General features: G+C 71.0%; 17 protein-coding genes. 9 read left to right on the top strand and 8 right to left on the bottom strand.

Going from position 1 to position 20,049, the window contains the following annotated elements; all coding sequences use genetic code 11:
* The first annotated feature begins 56 nt into the window (after window positions 1-56).
* Window positions 57-1,499: a cytosine permease gene (locus IF78_RS0126250; RefSeq protein WP_031485260.1), complete on the top strand. Its 1,443-nt coding sequence runs from the start codon at window positions 57-59 to the stop codon at window positions 1,497-1,499.
* An 80-nt stretch (window positions 1,500-1,579) separates the two neighbouring features.
* Here IF78_RS0126250 and IF78_RS0126255 read toward each other — a convergent pair whose 3' ends face one another.
* Window positions 1,580-2,668 carry a branched-chain amino acid aminotransferase gene (locus IF78_RS0126255; RefSeq protein WP_031485261.1) on the bottom strand — a complete coding sequence of 363 codons (1,089 nt, stop codon included), beginning with the start codon at window positions 2,666-2,668 and terminating at the stop codon, window positions 1,580-1,582.
* A gap of 303 nt (window positions 2,669-2,971) precedes the next feature.
* The gene (locus tag IF78_RS0126260; RefSeq protein ID WP_031485263.1) at window positions 2,972-4,015 is read right to left on the bottom strand and encodes a 3-isopropylmalate dehydrogenase; all 1,044 of its coding nucleotides are present in this window, start codon (window positions 4,013-4,015) and stop codon (window positions 2,972-2,974) included.
* 142 nt (window positions 4,016-4,157) lie between these two features.
* Between IF78_RS0126260 and IF78_RS0126265 the strand changes: the two genes are divergently transcribed.
* On the top strand, window positions 4,158-5,750 hold the full coding sequence (locus IF78_RS0126265) for a purple acid phosphatase family protein (RefSeq protein WP_031485265.1): 1,593 nt from the start codon (window positions 4,158-4,160) through the stop codon (window positions 5,748-5,750).
* 70 nt (window positions 5,751-5,820) lie between these two features.
* On the opposite strand, the gene IF78_RS50475 is transcribed toward IF78_RS0126265, so the two are convergent.
* Together IF78_RS50475 and IF78_RS0126275 are read right to left on the bottom strand one after the other, a co-directional pair.
* Window positions 5,821-5,952, bottom strand: coding sequence for a hypothetical protein (locus tag IF78_RS50475; protein ID WP_107050015.1), 132 nt, complete (start codon window positions 5,950-5,952; stop codon window positions 5,821-5,823).
* Window positions 5,953-6,231: 279 nt separating this feature from the next.
* A complete protein-coding gene (locus IF78_RS0126275) occupies window positions 6,232-6,789 on the bottom strand; it encodes a GNAT family N-acetyltransferase (protein WP_031485267.1) in 558 nt (185 codons plus the stop codon).
* A gap of 107 nt (window positions 6,790-6,896) precedes the next feature.
* Between IF78_RS0126275 and IF78_RS0126280 the strand changes: the two genes are divergently transcribed.
* Complete coding sequence (locus IF78_RS0126280) at window positions 6,897-7,103, top strand: DUF5988 family protein (RefSeq protein ID WP_031485270.1); 207 nt, start codon at window positions 6,897-6,899, stop codon at window positions 7,101-7,103.
* A gap of 59 nt (window positions 7,104-7,162) precedes the next feature.
* Here IF78_RS0126280 and pruA read toward each other — a convergent pair whose 3' ends face one another.
* A complete protein-coding gene (pruA, locus tag IF78_RS0126285) occupies window positions 7,163-8,794 on the bottom strand; it encodes an L-glutamate gamma-semialdehyde dehydrogenase (RefSeq protein WP_031485272.1) in 1,632 nt (543 codons plus the stop codon).
* Between the two features lie 37 nt (window positions 8,795-8,831).
* The gene (locus tag IF78_RS0126290; RefSeq protein WP_031485273.1) at window positions 8,832-9,758 is read right to left on the bottom strand and encodes a proline dehydrogenase family protein; all 927 of its coding nucleotides are present in this window, start codon (window positions 9,756-9,758) and stop codon (window positions 8,832-8,834) included.
* 142 nt (window positions 9,759-9,900) lie between these two features.
* Here IF78_RS0126290 and IF78_RS0126295 point away from each other — a divergent pair, with 142 nt between their 5' ends.
* The 5 genes from IF78_RS0126295 (at window position 9,901) to IF78_RS0126315 (ending at window position 16,179) form a co-directional block, all read left to right on the top strand.
* On the top strand, window positions 9,901-11,142 hold the full coding sequence (locus IF78_RS0126295; protein WP_425314630.1) for a PucR family transcriptional regulator: 1,242 nt from the start codon (window positions 9,901-9,903) through the stop codon (window positions 11,140-11,142).
* Window positions 11,143-11,255: 113 nt separating this feature from the next.
* Complete coding sequence (locus tag IF78_RS0126300) at window positions 11,256-12,746, top strand: ABC transporter substrate-binding protein (RefSeq protein ID WP_031485278.1); 1,491 nt, start codon at window positions 11,256-11,258, stop codon at window positions 12,744-12,746.
* The gene (locus IF78_RS0126305; RefSeq protein WP_051828173.1) at window positions 12,743-14,536 is read left to right on the top strand and encodes an ABC transporter permease subunit; all 1,794 of its coding nucleotides are present in this window, start codon (window positions 12,743-12,745) and stop codon (window positions 14,534-14,536) included. Before IF78_RS0126300 ends, IF78_RS0126305 begins: the two co-directional genes overlap by 4 nt.
* Complete coding sequence (locus tag IF78_RS0126310) at window positions 14,526-15,515, top strand: ABC transporter ATP-binding protein (RefSeq protein ID WP_234439896.1); 990 nt, start codon at window positions 14,526-14,528, stop codon at window positions 15,513-15,515. Before IF78_RS0126305 ends, IF78_RS0126310 begins: the two co-directional genes overlap by 11 nt.
* Window positions 15,508-16,179 carry an ATP-binding cassette domain-containing protein gene (locus IF78_RS0126315; protein WP_031485285.1) on the top strand — a complete coding sequence of 224 codons (672 nt, stop codon included), beginning with the start codon at window positions 15,508-15,510 and terminating at the stop codon, window positions 16,177-16,179. Before IF78_RS0126310 ends, IF78_RS0126315 begins: the two co-directional genes overlap by 8 nt.
* Here IF78_RS0126315 and IF78_RS0126320 read toward each other — a convergent pair.
* On the bottom strand, window positions 16,166-16,750 hold the full coding sequence (locus tag IF78_RS0126320) for a TetR/AcrR family transcriptional regulator (RefSeq protein WP_031485286.1): 585 nt from the start codon (window positions 16,748-16,750) through the stop codon (window positions 16,166-16,168). The two genes, IF78_RS0126315 and IF78_RS0126320, sit on opposite strands and share 14 nt — an antisense overlap.
* Before the next feature lie 85 nt (window positions 16,751-16,835).
* Between IF78_RS0126320 and IF78_RS0126325 the strand changes: the two genes are divergently transcribed.
* The gene (locus IF78_RS0126325) at window positions 16,836-18,389 is read left to right on the top strand and encodes an MFS transporter (RefSeq protein ID WP_031485288.1); all 1,554 of its coding nucleotides are present in this window, start codon (window positions 16,836-16,838) and stop codon (window positions 18,387-18,389) included.
* Between the two features lie 65 nt (window positions 18,390-18,454).
* On the opposite strand, the gene serA is transcribed toward IF78_RS0126325, so the two are convergent.
* Window positions 18,455-20,044 (bottom strand): phosphoglycerate dehydrogenase, encoded by a 1,590-nt coding sequence (gene serA / locus IF78_RS0126330; RefSeq protein WP_031485290.1) that lies wholly within the window; start codon window positions 20,042-20,044, stop codon window positions 18,455-18,457.
* Window positions 20,045-20,049 lie beyond the last annotated feature (5 nt).

Consider the following 20,049-nt stretch of genomic DNA (forward strand, 5'->3'; position numbering starts at 1 on the left):
CCCCAAGCACCTCACATTGAACGTCACTCAAACCGAGGTAGTCGAGGGAGACACCCATGCCGATGGAACAGCGCGGAGTCGACACCATCCCCGAGGAGGAACGCACGAGCGGCCCACGGGACCTCGTCTCGATCCTCCTGGGCTCGAACCTCTGTCTCGGGGTGATCATCTTCGGCTGGCTGCCCCCGTCCTTCGGCCTGGGCTGGTGGGCATCGGTGAGCTCGATCGTGGTCGGCACGGTGGCCGGCATCGCCCTCACCGCTCCGCTGGCCCTGATCTCCCTGCGCACGGCGACGAACCTGTCCACCTCCTCCGGCGCCCAGTTCGGCGTCCGCGGCCGCCTGGTCGGCTCGGTGGTCGGCCTCCTTCTCGCCCTCGGCTACACGGCCCTGACCGTGTGGATCGGCGGCGATGTGATGGTGGGCGTGCTGGAACGGCTGTTCGGGCTGCCGGCGAGCGGGGTGTCGTACGGCGTGGTGTACGGGCTGCTGGCCGCGGCGACCGTGGCGGGCGCGGTGTACGGCTACCGGGTGCTGCTCGCCATGTCCCGCGTCCTCGCGATCGGCATGACGGCCCTGCTGGTCCTCGGCGTGATCGCCTACGCCCCGCACTTCACGACGGCCGCGCTGCCGGAGACGGGCGGCTATCTGCTGGGCGGCTTCTGGCCGACGTGGCTGCTGGCGACGGTGGCGGCCGGCCTGTCCGGCCCGATCGCCTTCATCACGCTGCTCGGCGACTACACCCGCTACATCTCCCCGGCCCGCCACTCCGCACGCCGGGTGCTGCACGCGACCTGGCTCGGCCTGCTGCTGGGACTGCTGGTCCCGCAACTGTTCGGCACCTTCACGTCGTACGCGGCCCGGGCTGCCCTCGACTACGCCGGACCGCTCGTCTCCGCGTCCCCGGCCTGGTACCTGGTCCCGCTCCTGCTGGCCGCCTCGGCGGGTTCGGTCGGCAACGCCGGCCTGATGCTCTACTCCATGGGCCTCGACCTGGACGCCATCGTGCCGCGCGCGTCCCGGGCGACGGCCACCTACACGGTCGCGGTGATCGCCACGGCCTGCGTGTTCATCGGCCACTACTACTCGTCCGCGCAGGACGCGATGACGTCCTTCGTACTGCTGCTGACGGCGATCGGCACGCCTTGGGCCGTCATCACCCTGATCGGCTTCGCACGGTGCCGTGGGGTGTACGACGCGGATGCCCTCCAGGTGTTCAACCGGCGGGCGCGGGGCGGGATCTACTGGTACCGGGCCGGCTGGAACATCCAGGCGACGGTGGCCTGGGCGCTGGGCGCGGTGGTCGGTGTGCTGGCGGTGGCGCTGCCGTCGTACGAGGGGCCGCTGGTGAGTCTGACCGGCGGGGTGGACTGCAGCTTCCTGTTGTCGGGGGCGGTGGGCGGCGTGGTGTACCTGCTGTCGGCCCCGGCTTCTGTGAAGGCGGAAGCCGAGGCCGACAACTCAGTGCCGGTCGGCGAAACCAGCCCGTCCGGCGTTTGAGGACGAGGCCCGTTCAGGGCCGCAGCGGGGGTCTGGGGGCGGCAGCCCCCAGACCCCCGGCCTCGACGCCGAGCGACGGGTCAGCCCAGCTTGTGCATCCACCCGTGCTGGTCCACGGCAGTGCCCCGCTGGATGTCGAGGAGCGCCTCGCGCAGCTTCAGCGTGACCTCGCCGGGCTCCCCACCGCTCTGCTGCCACTGCGCACCCGTACGCTTCACGGTGCCGACCGGCGTGATGACGGCGGCCGTACCGCAGGCGAAGACCTCGGTCAGGGTGCCGTTCTCGGAGTCGCGCTGCCACTGGTCGACGGAGACGCGGCCCTCCTCGGCCTCGTATCCGAGGTCACGGGCGACGGTGAGGAGGGAGTCCCGGGTGACGCCTTCCAGGATGGACCCGGTGAGCGACGGGGTGATGATCTTGTCGCCGTACACGAAGTACAGGTTCATGCCGCCGAGTTCCTCGACCCACTTGCGCTCGACCGCGTCGAGGTAGCACACCTGGGCGCAGCCCTCGGCTGCGGCCTCGGCCTGGGCCAGCAGGGACGCGGCGTAGTTGCCGCCCGTCTTGGCGTCGCCCATGCCGCCGGGCACGGCGCGGACATGGTCCTCGGAGACCCAGATGGACACCGGCTTGACGCCACCGGGGAAGTAGGCGCCGGCCGGGGAGGCGATGACCATGAACAGGTACTCACTGGCCGGCTTCACACCCAGGCCGACCTCGGTCGCGAACATGAACGGCCGCAGGTAGAGGGACTCCTCGCCGCCGTGCGCCGGGACCCAGGCCTCGTCCTGCTTGACCAGCACGTCGCACGCCTCGATGAACGTCTCGACCGGCAGCTCCGGCATACCGAGCCGGCGCGCCGAGGCCTGGAAGCGCTTGGCGTTCTTCTCGGGGCGGAAGGAGGCGACGGTCCCGTCGGGCTGACGGTAGGCCTTCAGGCCCTCGAAGATCTCCTGCGCGTAGTGCAGGACCATGGTGGCCGGGTCGAGGGAGATCGGCGCGTACGGCACGAGCTCGCCGTCGTGCCAGCCACGGCCCTCGGTCCACTTGATCGTCACCATGTGGTCGGTGAAGTGGCGGCCGAACCCCGGGTTGGCCAGTATCGCCTCGCGCTCGGCGGCGGCGAGCGGGCTGGCAGAGGGCTTGAGCTCGATCGTGGGCGTCGTCATGAGTGGATGTCCTTCACCGGTTTTGATTGTGGCGGGCCGCGCTCACGCCAGTACTGCCAGTGGCCAGTGCTAGGACGTCCGAGCATTCGTTCATTCCGCGGCTCCGCGTTCGATTATCGCAAGCGGCTGCCGTGGAAGAAATCGGCCGGTACGGCGTGATCGGCGTGAATCGCGACCCAGGGGCTGATGGTGTCACCCGGCGGCGGACATGGGGAAGCCGCCGGGTGCGAAGTGACCCGACGGCTTCGAAAAGGGTTCGAGTGGCTGGGGGTCCCCCCACGCCTTCAAGGCAGTGGGGGAAGGTCAGCCGGCTACTCGTACGGCCAGCGCGTCGCCGATCTCCGACGTGCTGCGGGCGGGCTTGCCGGCGCGCTCACCGAGGTCGGCCGAGACCGCGTCCTCGATACGGGCGGCCTCCGCCTCGTAGCCGAGGTGGCGCAGGAGCAGGGCGACCGACAGGACCGTGGCGGTGGGGTCGGCCTTGCCCTGGCCGGCGATGTCGGGCGCGGAACCGTGGACCGGCTCGAACATGGACGGGAACTCGCCGGACGGGTTGATGTTCCCGCTCGCCGCCACGCCGATGCCGCCGGAGACGGCCGCTGCGAGGTCGGTGATGATGTCGCCGAAGAGGTTGTCGGTGACGATGACGTCGAAGCGCTCGGGCTGGGTGACCAGGTAGATGGTCGCCGCGTCGACGTGCATGTACTCGGTGGTGACCTCGGGGAACTCCTCGGCCACCTGGTTGAAGATGTTCGTCCACAGGTGACCGGCGAAGGTCAGCACGTTGTTCTTGTGGATCAGCGCGAGCTTCTTGCGCGGGCGGGCCTGCGCACGGGCGAAGGCGTCCCGGACGACGCGCTCGACGCCGAAGGCCGTGTTCACGGAGACCTCGGTGGCGACCTCGTGCTCGGTGCCCTTGCGGATGGTGCCGCCGTTGCCGGTGTACGGGCCCTCGGTGCCCTCGCGGACGACGACGAAGTCGATGCTCGGCTCACCGGCGAGCGGGGTGGCCACACCCGGGAGGAGCTTCGACGGACGCAGGTTGACGTGGTGGTCGAAGGCGAAGCGGAGCTTGAGCAGGAAGCCGCGCTCCAGGACGCCGGAGGGGACGCCCGGGTCGCCGATCGCGCCGAGCAGGATGGCGTCGTGCTGCTTCAGGGCGTCGAGGTCGGCGTCGGTGAGGGTCTCACCGGTGGCGTGGTAGCGCCGGGCGCCGAAGTCGTACTCCTTGGTCTCCAGCTTCACATCCTGCGGGAGGACGGCGGAGAGGACCTTCAGGCCTTCGGCCACGACCTCCTGGCCGATGCCGTCACCGGGAATCACTGCGAGATTGAGGCTGCGAGACATGTCGGCACCCTACTCCTCGTCCCATGGGATGACATGCCGCGTCCGGGATACGGACAGCCGGATGGGGGACGGCGTTTGCGCGTCGACTCACGTTCACCCGTATGTAGGGCGGGTGTTGGCGTCCGCTGGGAAGTTTCCCTCCATGGACATACCCGACTTCGGCATCCCGCCCCAGCTCGCCCGCCGTATGAGCATGGCGGAACAGCACGAGTACCTGCGTACGAAACTGACCCGGCGCCGCACGCTGGTGACCGCGGGCGCCGTGGCGGGTGGGTTGCTGACGGGCTGCGCGGGTTCGGAGTCGGGGCCCGGGTCGGGGTCGGGCACGTCCGGTGCGACGGCTTCCGCCTCGGCGTCCGCCTCCGGGCACACGCAGGTGCCGGGCGCGGCCGTCGCCCCCTTCGGCCGCCATCTCGCCTTCGGCGCCGACCCGAAGACACAGATGCGGGTCTCCTGGCAGGTCCCGGTCCCGGTGAAGAAGCCGTACGTCCGGATCGGGACCCGGCCCGACGAGCTGGGCCGCAGGATCGAGGCCGAGGTGCGCGATCTGCACACGCCGGGGCTCACGGGCATCCGCGCGGCCCTGGACCAGTACTACGTGCACGCTGCCCTGGACGGCCTCCTCCCCGGCACCACGTACTACTACGGCGTCGGCCACGACGGCTTCGACCCCGCCTCGGCGGCGCACCGCAGGACGATCGCGTCCTTCCGCACGGCGCCGTCCCGCCCGGAGAGGTTCGTCTTCACCGCCTTCGGCGACCAGGGCGTCAGCAAGGCCGCGGCCGCCAACGACCACATCCTGCTGGCCCAGAAGCCCGCCTTCCACCTGCACGCCGGCGACATCTGCTACGCCAACGTCAAGGGCCGGGGCGAGGAGTCGGACGGCTACGACCCCGCCTTCTGGGACCTGTTCCTCAAGCAGAACGAGGAGGCCGCGCGGTCGGTGCCGTGGATGGTGACGACCGGCAACCACGACATGGAGGCGTGGTACTCCCCCGAGGGCTATGGCGGCCAGCTGGCCCGTTGGTCCCTGCCGGACAGCGGCTTCGACCCACGCAGGGCACCGGGCGTGTACGCGTTCACGTACGGCAACGTCGGCTTCGTGGCGCTGGACGCCAACGACGTGTCGTACGAGATCCCCGCCAACTTCGGCTACACGGGCGGCAAGCAGACGGCGTGGCTGGACGACAGACTGACGTCGCTGCGCGCGGACCCGTCGGTCGACTTCGTCGTCGTCTTCTTCCACCACTGCGCGTACTCGACCTCGTCGCACGCCTCCGACGGCGGGGTGCGCGACGAGTGGCTGCCGCTGTTCGCCAAGCACCAGGTGGACCTGGTGATCAACGGGCACAACCATGTCTACGAGCGGACCGACGCCATCAAGGACGGGGAGGTGGGCCGGCGCGTGCCGATCGGCGCGTCGACCGACCCGACGCGGGACGGGACCGTGTACGTCACCGCGGGCGGCGGCGGCAAGGAGCTGTACGGGTTCCCGGCGGGCGTGAAGGAGAGCTACGAGGGCCACGTGCGCGACCACGACTCCGTCGACACCTTCGAGTGGGCGAAGTCGCGGGCCTCGAAGGCGGAGACCGTGGAGTGGTCGCGGGTGCGCTACCGGGGCTTCTCCTTCCTCAAGGTGGAGGCGGAGAGCGGTACGGCACCGAGGCTCAAGGTGTCGGCGCTGGCGCAGAGCGGGGACCGCATAGACCATTTCGAGGTGCGGCGCGGAGCGTGAGTCCGCGCCGCACCCCGGCGGGTGCGGCTCCCGGCTCCAAGGGGTGACGCGTGAGGCGACGTGCGGCGGCTCAGTGGCCGGTCGAGCCGCCGTTGTCGCGGCGGTCGAGGGCGCGCTGGAGGGCGGCCGCGGCGTTCTTGCGGTCGGACTCGTTCGTCCGGGAGATGTGACGGACTCGACGGCGGGCGGTCGTCTCGGCCATGAGGAATCGACTCCTTCTGAATCCTGGAGTGCACAGACTGAAATCCTGGAGTGCACAAAGGGGTTGCGAGACGCCGGATGGGGCGGGGAGCGGTGCCGCAGGGGTTGCCTGCACGGGGCCCGGCTCACGACCGCCATTCGCTTGATCGAGCGAGACGTTCGGCTTCTACAAAGCTAAGCGAGGACGGGGCATCTGTCTCCACAATTACTCGGACTTCCTACTATCTGAGACGGTGGACTAGGTCACACGCCGCTGACCTGCGCTTATGCCGTCACCCCGTCAGAGCACATCCCCGTCCCGCCAGTCGAAGACCAGCTCGAAGGCAGGGTCGAGAGGACCGGCGAGGGCGGGCCGGACGAACGTGCTCCCCTCCTCGTCCGGCAGGCGCACGACGCCCTGCGGGCCCAGCGCGCAGACCCGCCCGCTCCACACCTCCCAGCCCCGGGCGGTGTACAGGGCGGCTCCCTCGTCGCTCGCGGACAGCATCCCCGCGTCGTACGCCCGGTCGATCACCCGCTCCAGCTCCGCCATCACGCGACCGCCCAGCCCGGTGCGGCGCGCGTCCGGGCGTACGGCGACCGCCTCCACGTACCCGACGCGCAGCCACCGGTCCCGGTGCCGTACCCGCCGCATGACCACCGACCCGTGCGCGAGGAGCCGCCCCTCGTCGTCGTGGACGAGGGCGTGCATGCCGCCGAGCCCGTGGTCCCAGTCCTCGTCGGAGAAGTCGCCGTCGAAGGCCTCGTCCAACAGGGCGCGGATCTCCCGTAGTTCGGCGCGGGTGAGGTCGGCGGTGTGGGAGGTGCGGGGCGGGCGGGCGGATGCGGTGGTGGTCATCCGGCCAGTATCGGCACCGCGGACGGGCGGCCGTCGGGAATCGCCCACTCGGCTGATCCTGCGCCCGGCACGGGACGGACGCCTACGGCAAGGGGAACGGTGAGGTCATGAACGACACGGCGAAGGTGTTCCTCGAAGGCGGCCCGGACGATCTGCCCGAACGGATCGTCCCGACCCCGTCCCCCGGCCCTGATGTGAAGATCAAGCTCCGCGGTGGGTACGAGCACTTCCGGCCGACCTCGCGGCAGGCGGACACCGCCGAGGGATCGCTGCCCGTGTACGAGTGGTGGGAGCGGACGGAGATCGCCGAGTAGCACGAAGGGCCGGGTCGAGCACGAAGCTCAAGTCCCGGCCCTTTCGCGTGGGTTGGCCGTCAGCCCATGTGCGGGTAGGTGTAGTCGGTCGGCGGGACCAGCGTCTCCTTGATGGCGCGGGTCAGCGTCCAGCGCATCAGGTTCTGCGGGGCGCCGGCCTTGTCGTTGGTGCCGGAGGCACGGCCGCCACCGAAGGGCTGCTGGCCGACGACGGCACCGGTCGACTTGTCGTTGATGTAGAAGTTGCCGGCCGCGTAGCGCAGCTTCTCCATCGTGTACGCCGCCGCCGCGCGGTCGCCCGAGATGACCGAGCCGGTCAGCGCGTAGGCGGACACCGACTCCATCTGCTCCAGCATCTCGTCGTACTTGTCGTCCTCGTAGACGTGCACGGCGAGGAACGGGCCGAAGTACTCGGTCGTGAAGACCTCGTTCTCCGGGTCGTTGCACTCGACGACGGTCGGGCGGACGAAGTAGCCGACCGAGTCGTCGTAGGAGCCGCCCGCGACGATGGTGCAGGTCGGGTCGGACTTCGCGCGGTCGATGGCGGCCTTGGTCTTGGCGAAGGCACGCTCGTCGATCACGGCGCCGATGAAGTTGGACAGGTCGGTGACGTCACCCATGGTGAGGTAGTCGACCTCGGCCGCGAACTCCTCCTTGAAGCCGGAGTTCCAGATCGACGCCGGGATGTACGCCCGGGAGGTCGCCGAGCACTTCTGGCCCTGGTACTCGAAGGCACCGCGGGTCAGCGCCGTCTTCAGCACCGCCTTGTCGGCGCTCGGGTGGGCGACGACGAAGTCCTTGCCGCCGGTCTCGCCGACGATGCGCGGGTAGGAGCGGTACTTCTCGATGTTGCTGCCGACCGTCTTCCACAGGTACTGGAAGGTCTTGGTCGAGCCGGTGAAGTGGATGCCGGCGAGGTCGCGGTGCTCGAGCGCCACCTTGGAGACCTCGATGCCGTCGCCCGTGACGAGGTTGATGACGCCCTTGGGCAGACCGGCCTCCTCGAGGAGCTGCATGAGCAGCACGGCGGCGTGGGTCTGGGTCGGGGACGGCTTCCAGACGACGACGTTGCCCATCAGCGCGGGGGCGGTGGGCAGGTTGCCCGCGATCGCCGTGAAGTTGAACGGCGTGATCGCGTAGACGAAGCCCTCCAGCGGGCGGTGGTCGAGGCGGTTCCAGACGCCCGGGGAGTTCGCCGGGGGCTGCTCGGCGAGCAGGTCACGGGCGTACTTGACGTTGAAGCGCCAGAAGTCGACCAGCTCGCAGGGGGTGTCGATCTCGGCCTGCTGGGCGGTCTTGGACTGGCCGAGCATGGTGGAGGCGGCGAGGGTCTCCCGCCACGGACCCGCCAGCAGCTCGGCGGCACGCAGGATGATCGCGGCACGGTCGTCGAACGACATCGCACGCCAGGCCGGCGCGGCTGCGAGGGCCGCGTCGATGGCGTCCTGGGCGTCCTGCTGGGTGGCGTTGCCGTAGGTGCCGAGGCGGGCCTTGTGGTTGTGCGGCTGCACGACGTCGAACCGCTCACCGCCGCCCATCCGCTTCTCGCCGCCGATGGTGCAGGGCAGGTCGATCGGGTTCTCGGCCAGCTCCTTGAGCTTGACCTCCAGCCGGGCGCGTTCGGGCGAGCCGGGGGCGTAGCCGTGCACCGGCTCGTTGACGGGGGTGGGGACCTGGGTCACAGCGTCCATGGGTTCCGTAACTCCTTACTGAGCGGGTGAGTTGGGCTCAGCCCTTGCTGATCATCGAGCGGACGAAGAAACGCAGGTTGGCGGGCTTCTCCGCGAGCCGCCTCATGAAATAGCCGTACCAGTCGGTGCCGTAGGCGGTGTAGACGCGCATGCGGTGGCCCTCGGCGGCGAGGCGCAGGTGTTCGTCGCTGCGGATGCCGTACAGCATCTGGAACTCGTACTCGTCGAGCTTTCGCCCGGCGCGCCGCGCGAGTTCCTGGGCGATGGAGATCAGACGCGGGTCGTGGGAGCCGATCATCGGGTACCCGGCGCCCTCCATCAGAACCTTCAGGATCCTGACGTACGCCTTGTCGATCTCGTGTTTCTGCTGGTAGGCGACCTCGGCGGGCTCCTTGTAGGCGCCCTTGACGAGGCGCACCCGGCTGCCGCTCGCCGCGAGGCGGCGGGCGTCGGCCTCGGTGCGGAAGAGGTAGGCCTGGATGACGCAGCCGGTCTGCGGGAAGTCCCTGCGCAGTTCCTCGTGGATGGCGAACATCGAGTCGAGGGTGGTGTGGTCCTCGGCGTCGAGGGTGACGGTCGTACCGATCGCGGCGGCGGCCTCCACGACGGGCCGGACGTTGGCGAGGGCCAGCTCGTGGCCGCCCTCCAGCGCCTGTCCGAACATCGACAGCTTCACGGACATCTCGGCCCTGGCACCCAGCTCCAGCTCCTTGAGCCGGTCGATGAGCTCCAGATAGGCGTCCCGGGCGGCCGCGGCCTGCTCCGGGCGGGTGATGTCCTCGCCGACGACGTCCATCGTCAGCTCCAGGCCCCGGTCGCTGAGCTCCCTGATGATCGGCACGATCTCGTCGACGGTCTCGCCCGGGATGAAGCGGTCGACGACCTGCTTGGTCACCGGGGCCGCCGAGATCAGGCGTCGCATCCGGTCGCTGCGCGACGCGGCAAGAATCACGGGACCCAGCACGGGGCACCTCCACAGACAGCAGAAACGCAGCCGAATCCCAACCATTCGGAGACGGCGCGGAGAACCACCGTGAAACCTAAGGATCCCTCCGATCGTCGGCCATCGACAGCTGTCACGCATCCGTGCCGCAGATCTCAGACAGATGTATGAAGACCCTGCGGTCGTGCGGGAGAATGCCCCAGTGACAGCCGACTACAAAGGCGACTACCAGGAGCTGGTCGACGAGATCTCGGAGCTGCTGGGCGTGCCCGCGACCCTGGAGAACCGGGACTTCGAGCTGATCGCCTTCGGTGCGTACGACAGTGAGGGCGAGCTCGACGCGTCGGCCCTGGACCCCGTGCGCACCCGCTCGATCCTGACCCGCCGCTCCACGGCGGCCGTCCGCACCTGGTTCGAGGGATTCGGCATCACGCGCGCCACCGGCCCGGTGCGGATCCCGCCGACCCCGGAGGCGGGGGTGTATCGCGGACGGATCTGTCTCCCCGTACGCCACAGAAGTGTCGTCCTCGGCTACGTCTGGCTCCTGGACGACGACCCGGGCCCGACGGACGCGCAGCTGACGGCCGCCATGGAGGTGACCGCCCGCATCGGCGCCCTGCTCGCGGACGAGGCGCAGCACGGGGCGGACCTCAGCCGGGAGCTGCGGGCCGCGCTGACCGCCGAGCGCGGCTGGCAGGAGGAGATGGCCGTCGCCGAGCTGCGCACGGCCCTGGGCTCACGCGCGGACGGTGTCCATACGGTGGTCTGCGTGACCCCCTGGCCGTCGGCCGACCCGGACGACGCACCGTCCGTGCGGACGGTGCCGCATGCCACCGCGCTGTGCACGGTGCCGTGGGGGTCCGCCGGACAGAGCCTGGCGGTGCTCGTACGGCTGCGCTCGTCGGAGGTGCGGACGGCGGCGCTGGCGGCGGCGTCCCGGCTGCTGCGGGAAGCCCCGGCCCAGCCGCTCGCACGGGGCCCGGCCCGGGTGGCGGCGGGCCTCGGCGAACCGCGCACCGGTCTCGCCGAGCTGGGCACCGTCTGGCAGGAGGCGTCGGCCGCGGCCCGCGCGGCACTGGCGGAACCGCGGCTCGGCCCGGTCGCCGAGTGGTCGCGCATCGGCCCGTACCGCCTGCTGACCTCCCTGTCCCCGCAGGCGCTCCCCGACCCCGCGGTGGCCCCGCTCCTCTCCCCCGCCCACCAGGAGCTCGCCCGCACCGCCGAGGTCTACCTCGACTGCGCGGGCCAGGCCGGCCGCACGGCCGCCGAACTGGGCATCCACCGCCAGACCCTGTACTACCGCCTCTCCCGCGTCGAACAGCTCACGGGCCTGGACCTGGACGACGGCGAGGACCGGCTGCTGCTGCACATGGCGTTGAAGGGGGCGCGGCTGCGAGGCAGTTGAGGACGGCACACGGAGCCGCGGACCGCACGGATCCGCGCTTATGAAAACGATTGTCATCATGCTACGGTTCGTATCGCGTTCAACCTTTGACCACGCCTTTACCGGAGTGTCCCGTGCGCCTCCCCGTTCGTCCCCTGTCCCTCACCGCGGCCGTCGCGGCCTCCGCCCTGCTCACCGGCTGCTTCACGTCGGCGGGGTCCGAGGAGGCGACCGCCGAGGGCAAACGCATCCGTGTCGCGCACATGCTGCCGCCCCGCTCGGCCCTGTCCCCCCTGAGCGACGACGCCTTCAAGCTCTCGCGCTGGTCGACCGCCGAGACCCTGGTGAAGCTCGACAAGGAAGGCGACGCCCTGCCCGCGCTCGCCACCGAGTGGCAGCAGTCGGGCCGTACCTGGACCTTCGACATACGCGAGGGCGTCACCTTCCACGACGGCACGAAGCTCGACGCGAAGGCCGTCGTGCGGTCGCTCACCCAGGCCGCCGGCGCCTCCCCCAAGCCCCGCATCCTCGACGGTGTGGAGCTGACCGCGAAGGCCGAGGACGCCGACACGGTCACGGTCACCACCGGCACCGAGGACCCCCTCGTCCCGCAGCGGCTGAGCTCGCCCCAGTTGTCGATCCTGGCCGCCAAGGCCTACCGGGGGAAGACGGTGAACCCCGTCGGCGCCGGCACCGGCCCCTTCGAACTCGTCAAGGTCAACGGCACCTCCTCCGCCACGCTCGACCGCTACGACCAGTACTGGGGCGGCAAGGCCAAGGCCCCGGGAATCGACGTCACGTTCGTACCGGACGGGACGGCCCGCGCCGCCGCCCTGCGCACCGGCGAGGCCGACATCGTCGAGGCGATTCCCGTCTCGCAGGCCGCAGTGCTCGACCAGGACCTGATCACCGAGGTCCCCATGCCGCGCACCAACACCCTCTACCTGAACACCGAGAAGGGCGCCTTCAAGGACGCCTCGCTGCGCGCCGCCGCCCGGGAGGCGATCGACGCCAAGACGATCGTGGAGGGCGTGTACGAGGGGCGGGCGGATGTCGCCAAGGGGCTGCTCGGTCCCGCGCTGCCATGGGCGGCCGACCTGCGCACGCCCGTCAAGCACACGAAGGCCGGCAAGCCGAACGGCACGACGATCACCATCGGCACCTTCACCGACCGGGCCGAACTGCCCGAGGTCGCCGCCACGCTGCAGCAGCAGCTGCAGAAGGCCGGGTTCAAGGTGAAGCTCGACGTCCGCGAGTACGCCAACATCGAATCCGACGCCCTCGCGGGCAAGTTCGACGCGTTCATCCTCTCCCGCGCCACCGTCCTGGACTCCGGAGACCCGGCCGCCTACCTGTACAGCGACTTCGCCTCCGACGGCTCCTTCAACCTCTCCCAGCTCGCCGACTCCTCCGTGGACGCCGAGCTGAAGAAGGCCGGCGAGACCAAGACCGGCGACGCCCGCCGCAGGGCAATCATCGCGGCCGAGGCCGCCGTACTCGCCGCCGACGCCGCCGTGCCGATGCTCCACGAGCGGGTGATCCAGGGCGACGCCGCCGGTGTCGTGGACGCCGCCCACGACCCGCGTGAGCGTGAGCTCGTCACCGTGGACACCTACGTCAAGTGAAGCCCGCCATAAGGAAGTCGGTCGGTGCGGCCGGGCTGACCCGCTTCGTCTGTCTCGTCGCCGTCGTGGCCACCGTCGGGCTGCTGCCCTGGCTCTCGCAGAAAGACCCGGCGCTCACCGTGCTGCGCGCCCGGTCGGCCGAGCAGGAGGCGACCGAGGAGGCCCTGTCCGCGATCCGCGAGGACCTCGGACTGGACGCCGGTCCCCTCTCCCTGCTGGGGAGTTGGGCCTCGGACCTGCTGCGCGGCGACTTCGGCACCTCCTGGGTGTCGGGCACCGAGGTCCTGCCGTCGGTCGTGGCCGGCCTCCAGGTGTCGCTGGCCCTGATGGGCGCGGCGCTCGGCGTGGCGGTCGTACTGGCCGCGCTGCTGGTGGCGCCGGTGCTGGTGCGGGGGCGCGGGTCGGCCGGGGCGTTCGCCGCGATGCTGGCCGCCGTACCGGAGTTCCTGCTGGCCACGGTCGCGCTGCTGGTGTGCGGGGTGTGGCTGGGATGGCTGCCTACGGCCGGCTGGGCGGGCCCCGAGTACCTGGTGCTGCCCGCGATCGCCCTCGGCGTCCCGGCGGGCGGTCTGCTCGGGCGGCTGGTCGCGGACGCGCTGCCCGCCGTGCTCGACGAGCGGTGGGTGGAGCTGTGGCGGGGTGCGGGAGTGAGCCGTAGGAGGATCTCGGCGGCCGCCCTCAAGCGCGTACTGCCGCCCCTGGTACCGCAGTTCGGGATGGTCGCCGTCGGCCTGACCGGAGGCGCGGTCGCGGTGGAGATGGTGTTCGCGGTGCCCGGCATCGGCCGTACGGCGCTCGGCGCGGCCAAGTCGCAGGATCTGCCGCTGCTCCAGGGCTCGGTGCTGGCCCTGCTGCTGCTCGGCCTGCTCGCCGGCGCGGCGGCGGCGCTCACCCGGCGACGGCTGCTGGGCCCCGCCCTGCGTGACGCCGGCCTGACGCTGCCCCCGGCGCGCCCGGTCCGTACCCACCCGGCGATCCCGTTGACGCTGTTCACCGTCCTCGCCGTGACCATCGGCTGGGGCCTGCTGCGCGACCCGTACACGGTGAACACGACCGCCCGCCTCACGGCCCCCTCCTGGGCGCACCCGCTCGGCACCGACGCCCTCGGCCGCGATGTGCTCGCCCGGCTCGGCCACGGCGCCGCCTCGACGGTCGGCACGGCCGCCGCCATCTGTGTGCTGAGCCTGCTGGTCGCGCTCGCGCTGGGCTTCCTGCCCGGCGTCGCGGCGGGAGCCGCGGACATCGCCAACGCCCTTCCCCCGGTGATCGTCGGCATCCTGGTCGCGGCGGCGGCCGGTCCCGGCACCGGTGGCGCGGCCCTCGCCGTCGCCCTGATCTCGTGGCCCGCGCTGTCCGCGCACGCGGCGGCGCTGGTGCAGGAGGTACGGGCGTCGGCGTTCCTGACCGCCCAACGGGCCATGGGGGCAACCCCGTTGTGGATCCTCACCCGGCACGTCCTGCCGTCCGTCGCCGCCCCCGTCGCCCGCCACGCCCTGCTCCGCCTGCCCGGCATCGCCCTCGCCCTGGCCTCCCTCGGCTTCCTGGGGCTGGGCGCGCAACCGCCCGCCCCCGAGTGGGGCCTGCTCCTCGACGAGTCCCGCGCCTACGTCGAACGCGCTCCCTGGGCAGCCCTCGCCCCGGCCGTCGCGTTGGCCCTGCTGGCGGGTCTTGCGGTGTCGGGCGCGGCGGCCGTGCAGGGTCGCAGGGTGCGGCGAGTCGCACCGGGAGTGAAGAAGCCGACGGCGAAGTCGCCTGCGACAACGAAGAAGGAGGCCTCCGTTGCCGTCTGATGTGCCTCTCTCGCCCGACGCACCGTTCCCACCCGATGCGCTCCTCTCCGTGCGCGACCTGCGGATCGCCTTCGACGGCGTCGAGGTCGTGCGGGGCCTGTCCTTCGACGTCCGCCCGCGCGAAGCGCTCGCGATCGTCGGCGAGTCCGGCGCGGGCAAGTCCCTCACGGCCCGTGCCCTGCTGGGCATGCTGCCCCGGGGCGCGACACGGAACGGGACGATCGAGCCCGACCTCGCCGCGCATCGCGGCCGCCGTATCTCCTTGGTCCCGCAGGACGCCCTGTCCGCCCTCTCCCCCGTACACCCGGTCGGCGACCAACTCGCCGCCGCCGTACGGTCGGTGGCCCGCGTCTCCCGCAAGGAGGCCCGGGCGCGGGCGGTCGCCGCGCTCGACCGGGTCGGCATCCCGGACGCCGCCCGCAAGGCACGGGCGTATCCGCACGAGTACTCCGGCGGCATGCGGCAGCGTGCGGTCATCGCCATGGCGACGGTCAACGAACCGGACATCGTCGTCGCCGACGAGCCCACCACCGCCCTGGACGAGGAGCGCCGCGACCAGGTGCTACGGGTGCTCGCCGAGCAGCGGGAGGCCGTGGGCGCCGCGCTCGTCCTGGTCACCCACGACATGGACGTCGTACGGGACCACGCGGACCGGGTGCTGGTGATGTACGCCGGCCGCCTCACCGAACTCGGCCCGGCGGAGGAGGTGCTGGCCCGCCCCCGGGCCCCGTACACGGCAGGCCTGCTGGCCTCCCTCCCCCAGCACGCACCCCCGGGCCGGCGCCTGCCCGCCCTGCGCGGCACCCCACCCGCCCCGGGCTCCCTCCCACCGGGCTGCGCCTTCACGCCCCGCTGCCCCCTCGCGGCGGACGCCTGCCACACGGTGGAACCAGAACCGCAGGAGGTGGAGAAACGCCTGGTGGCCTGTCACCGCTGGCCTGAACTCCCGCACCCGGCAACGGAGTTGTTCCATGAGTGACGCCCTGCTCGACGTCCGCGACCTCGTGGTCCGCTACGGCGACACGACCGCCGTCGACCACGTCTCCTTCACCCTGGCCCCCGGCGAGACCCTCGCCCTCAACGGCCCCTCCGGCTGCGGCAAGTCCTCCACGGCCCAGGCCGTCCTCCAGCTGCGCCGCCCGGACGCCGGTGAAGTCGTCTTCGAGGGCCGGGAGTTGACGACCCTCACCGAACGCGAGCTGCGCCCGGTCCGCCCGCGCATGCAGCCCGTCTTCCAGGACCCGTACGGCTCACTGAGCCCCCGCCACCGCATCGGCGACGCGGTGGCGGAACCGCTGCGGATACAGGGTCGCCGGCCCACCCCTGATCAGGTGGCCGAACTCCTCGACCGGGTCGGCCTGGACCCGTCGTACGGCGACCGCCGCCCGCACGAACTCTCCGGCGGCCAGTGCCAACGCGCCGGAATCGCCCGCGCACTCGCCTCCGAGCCGCGCCTGCTGGTCCTCGACGAACCGGTCTCGTCCCTCGACCCCTCCGTCCGGGCCGGCGTACTGAACCTGCTCGCCGACCTCCAGGACGACCTCGGGCTCGGCTACCTGTTCATCTGCCACGACCGGGCTGTCGTACGGCATTTCGCGGACCGGGTGGTGGAGATGCGCGAGGGGCGGGTCATTTCCGGGTAGCGGCCTCGATCACCTGGCGGAGGCCTTCGGTGAGTTCGTCGGCGCTGGGTGCGGTCTTCGGGTCGAAGGTCCACTGCGCGATGAGGCCCGTCATCAGGGTCAGATAGAACTTGCCGAGCGTGTCCACGGCCTCGTCCCGGACATCCTCCTCCCGCCCGCCCATGAGCAGCGGGATGATGCCGCGCCCGGCCTCCAGCTGGGCATGCGCCAGATAGTCGCGCACCTCGGGCAGCTGGTCGCCCATGGCGATGATCTCCACACTGAGGCGCCACACCGAGCCGGGCTCCCGCATGGTGCCGATGATGTTCGACCACACCTGCCGGAAGCGCTCGAGCGAGCCCGGCTCGGCGCTGACCCCTGCGGTCCCTTCCCCCTCGAAGGCATCGCCCAGCCCCTCGACCAGCGACACGTACGCCTGCGCCAGCAACGCGTCCTTCGAGCCGTAGTGGTAGCCGATCGACGCCAGGTTGGTCCCCGACTCCTTGACGATGTCGCGCGCCGTCGTGCGCACGAACCCCTTCGCCAGCAGGCAGCGCTTGGCGCCCTCGAGCAGATCCTCACGGTGTCCCATGACACCCCACCCTACCCCGGATCCATACGCTCGTCCTATACAAGCGTTCTAGACAAGCGTTTAAGACGCGTGTACGTTCACCGCCATGACAACAAACGCGACGAGCACCGCCACGCCCACGCCCCCACCCGCCCGCGCCGGCCGCCGTGAATGGACTGCCTTCGGCGTGCTGATGCTGCCGCTGCTGCTGGTCTCGATGGACGTCTCGGTGCTCTACTTCGCGATCCCGGCGATCAGCGCCGATCTGGAACCGAGCGGCACGCAGCAGCTGTGGATCTTCGACATCTACGGCTTCGTCCTGGCGGGCCTGCTGATGACGATGGGCTCGCTCGGCGACCGCATCGGCCACCGCCGCCTGCTGCTGATCGGCGCCGCCGCCTTCGGTACGGCCTCCCTGGTGGCGGCCTACGCCAACAGCGCCGAGACGCTGATCGCGGCCCGCGCGGTCCTCGGCATCGGCGGCGCGACCCTGATGCCGTCGACGATGGCGCTGCTCCGCACGATGTTCACCGACCCCACCCAGCGCGCGAAGGCCATCGGCATGTGGTCCGGCGTGATGACGGCCGGGATCGCGCTCGGCTCGGTGATGAGCGGGTTGCTCGTCGAGCACTTCTGGTGGGGCTCGGTCTTCCTGGTCAACCTGCCCGCGATGGCCCTGCTGTTGATCCTCGGCCGGATGCTGCTGCCCGAGTCGAGGAACCCCGCGCCCGGCCGCTTCGACTGGCTGAGCGTGCCGCTGTCGATGGCGGCGGTGCTCCCGGTGATCTACGGCCTGAAGGAGATCGCGGCGGAGGGCTGGAACGTGCGGTACGTGATGTCGGTGACGGTCGGCCTGCTCTTCGCCGCGCTGTTCGTCCACCGCCAGCGCACGGCGGCGTCACCGCTGATCTCACCGGAGCTGTTCCGGGGCCGCGGTTTCAGCCCTGCCGTCGCCCTCAACCTCGTCGCCGCCTTCGGCATGATGGGCTCGGCGTACTTCACCACGCAGTACATCCAGTCCGTCCTGGGCAAGAGCCCCTTGGAGGCCGCGCTGTGGAGCCTGCTGCCGTCGGTGCCCATCGGGCTCGCGGCCCCGGTCACCGCTCAGCTCGTACAGCGGGGCGTCCCCCGGGCATACGTCGTCGCCGGGGGCTTCGTGGTCACCGCGTGCGGCTATGTGATGCTGACCCTGGCCGGCACGGACTCCCTCTGGCTGCTGCTGGCCGCATGCGCCGTCCTGGCCTGCGGGGTCGTCGCCGCCATGTCCCAGCTGGCCGATCTGGCCCTGAGCACCGCCCCGGTGGAGAAGGCGGGCGCTGCTTCCTCCCTGCTGGAGACCGGCACGGAGTTCGGCGGCGCGCTGAGCATGGCCTTCCTCGGTTCCATCGGCGCGGCGATCTACCGCCAGGAGATGCCGGCATCGGCACCGGACGCAGCCCGCGAGACGCTGGGGGGCGCCCTGGCGGTCGCGGACCAGGTCCCGGGACTCGCCGCGGCCGCCCGCGAGGCGTTCACCAGCGGGATGCAGGGGGCGGCGATCGCGGGGGCGGTGCTGTTGGTGGGGGCGGCGGTGCTGGCGGCGGTGACCCTGCGGCGGGTGCAGGTGGGGGAGCCCACATGCGAAACGCCGGACGGACAACTCAGCCCGTCCGGCGTTTGAGGACGAGGCCCCTTTCGGGGCCGAAGCGGGGGATCCGGGGGCGGCAGCCCCCGGATACGGCAACCTCAGGCCAGGTTCACCGCACGAGCGGACGTCGCCCCGATCTCCGCGGCGACCTCGGTCAGCACTCCGGCGGGCACCGTGTCGTCCACCGTCAGCACGGCCAGCGCCTCACCGCCGGCGACGGCACGCGAGACCTGCATACCGGCGATGTTGATGCCCGCCTCGCCGAAGATACGACCCACCGTGCCGACGACACCCGGACGGTCCTCGTACTTCAGGACGACCATGTGGTCGGCCAGCGCGAGGTCCACGTCGTAGTCGCCGACCGCGACGATCTTCTGCAGGTGCTTGGGGCCGGCCAGCGTGCCGGAGACCGACACCTCCTCGCCGTTGCCGAGCGTGCCGCGAACGGTGACGACGTTGCGGTGGTCGGTGGCCTCCGAGCTGGTGGTCAGCCGCACCTCCACGCCGCGCTCCTGGGCGAACAGCGGGGCGTTGACGTACGACACCGTCTCGTCGACGACGTCCTCGAAGACACCCTTGAGGGCGCTGAGCTCCAGCACCTTCACATCGTGCTGGGTGATCTCGCCGTACACCTCGACGTCGAGGCGGACCGCGACCTCGCCGGCGAGCGCCGTGAAGATACGGCCCAGGCGCTCGGCGAGCGGCAGACCCGGCTTGACGTCCTCGGCGATGACACCGCCCTGGACGTTCACCGCGTCGGGCACGAGCTCACCGGCGAGGGCGAGACGCACCGAACGGGCGACGGCGATACCGGCCTTCTCCTGGGCCTCGTCCGTCGAGGCACCGAGGTGCGGGGTGGCGACGACCTGGTCGAACTCGAAAAGCGGGGAGTCCGTGCAGGGCTCCTTCGCGTACACGTCGAGACCGGCACCGGCGACCCGGCCCTCCTTGAGGGCGGAGTACAGAGCCTCCTCGTCGACGATCCCGCCGCGCGCGGCGTTGACGATGCGCACGCTCGGCTTGACCTTGCGCAGCGCCTCGTCGCCGATGAGGCCGACGGTCTCGGGGGTCTTGGGCAGGTGGACGGTGATGAAGTCGGAGACCTCGAGCAGCTCGTCCAGCGACAGCACTTTGACACCCATCTGCGCGGCGCGCGCGGGCTGGATGTAGGGGTCGTAGGCGACGACCTTCATCCCGAACCCGGACATGCGCTGAGCGACCAGCGCACCGATCCGTCCGAGACCCACGACACCCAGGGTCTTCTCGGCGAGCTCCACACCCGTGTACTTGCTGCGCTTCCACTCGCCGTTCTTCAGCGCGGCGTTGGCCTGCGGGATGTGGCGGGCGGTGGCGACGAGGAGACCGCAGGCCAGTTCGGCGGCGGTCACGATGTTCGAGGTGGGGGCGTTGACGACCATCACGCCGGCCTTGGTGGCGGCGGAGACGTCGACGTTGTCCAGGCCGACGCCGGCTCGCGCGACGACCTTGAGCTTGTTCGCGGCGGCGATGGCCTCGGCGTCGACCTTGGTGGCGGAGCGGATCAGGATCGCGTCCACGTCGGCGATGGCCGGGAGCAGCTCGGCTCGGTCCGCTCCGTTGCAGTGCCGGATCTCGAAGTCGGGGCCGAGCGCGTCCACGGTCGCGGGCGACAGCTCTTCGGCGATGAGTACGACGGGTTTCGAGCTCACGTGAG

The sequence above is a fragment of the Streptomyces bicolor genome (assembly GCF_000719285.1).
GTDB classification, from domain to species: Bacteria; Actinomycetota; Actinomycetes; order Streptomycetales; family Streptomycetaceae; genus Streptomyces; species Streptomyces bicolor.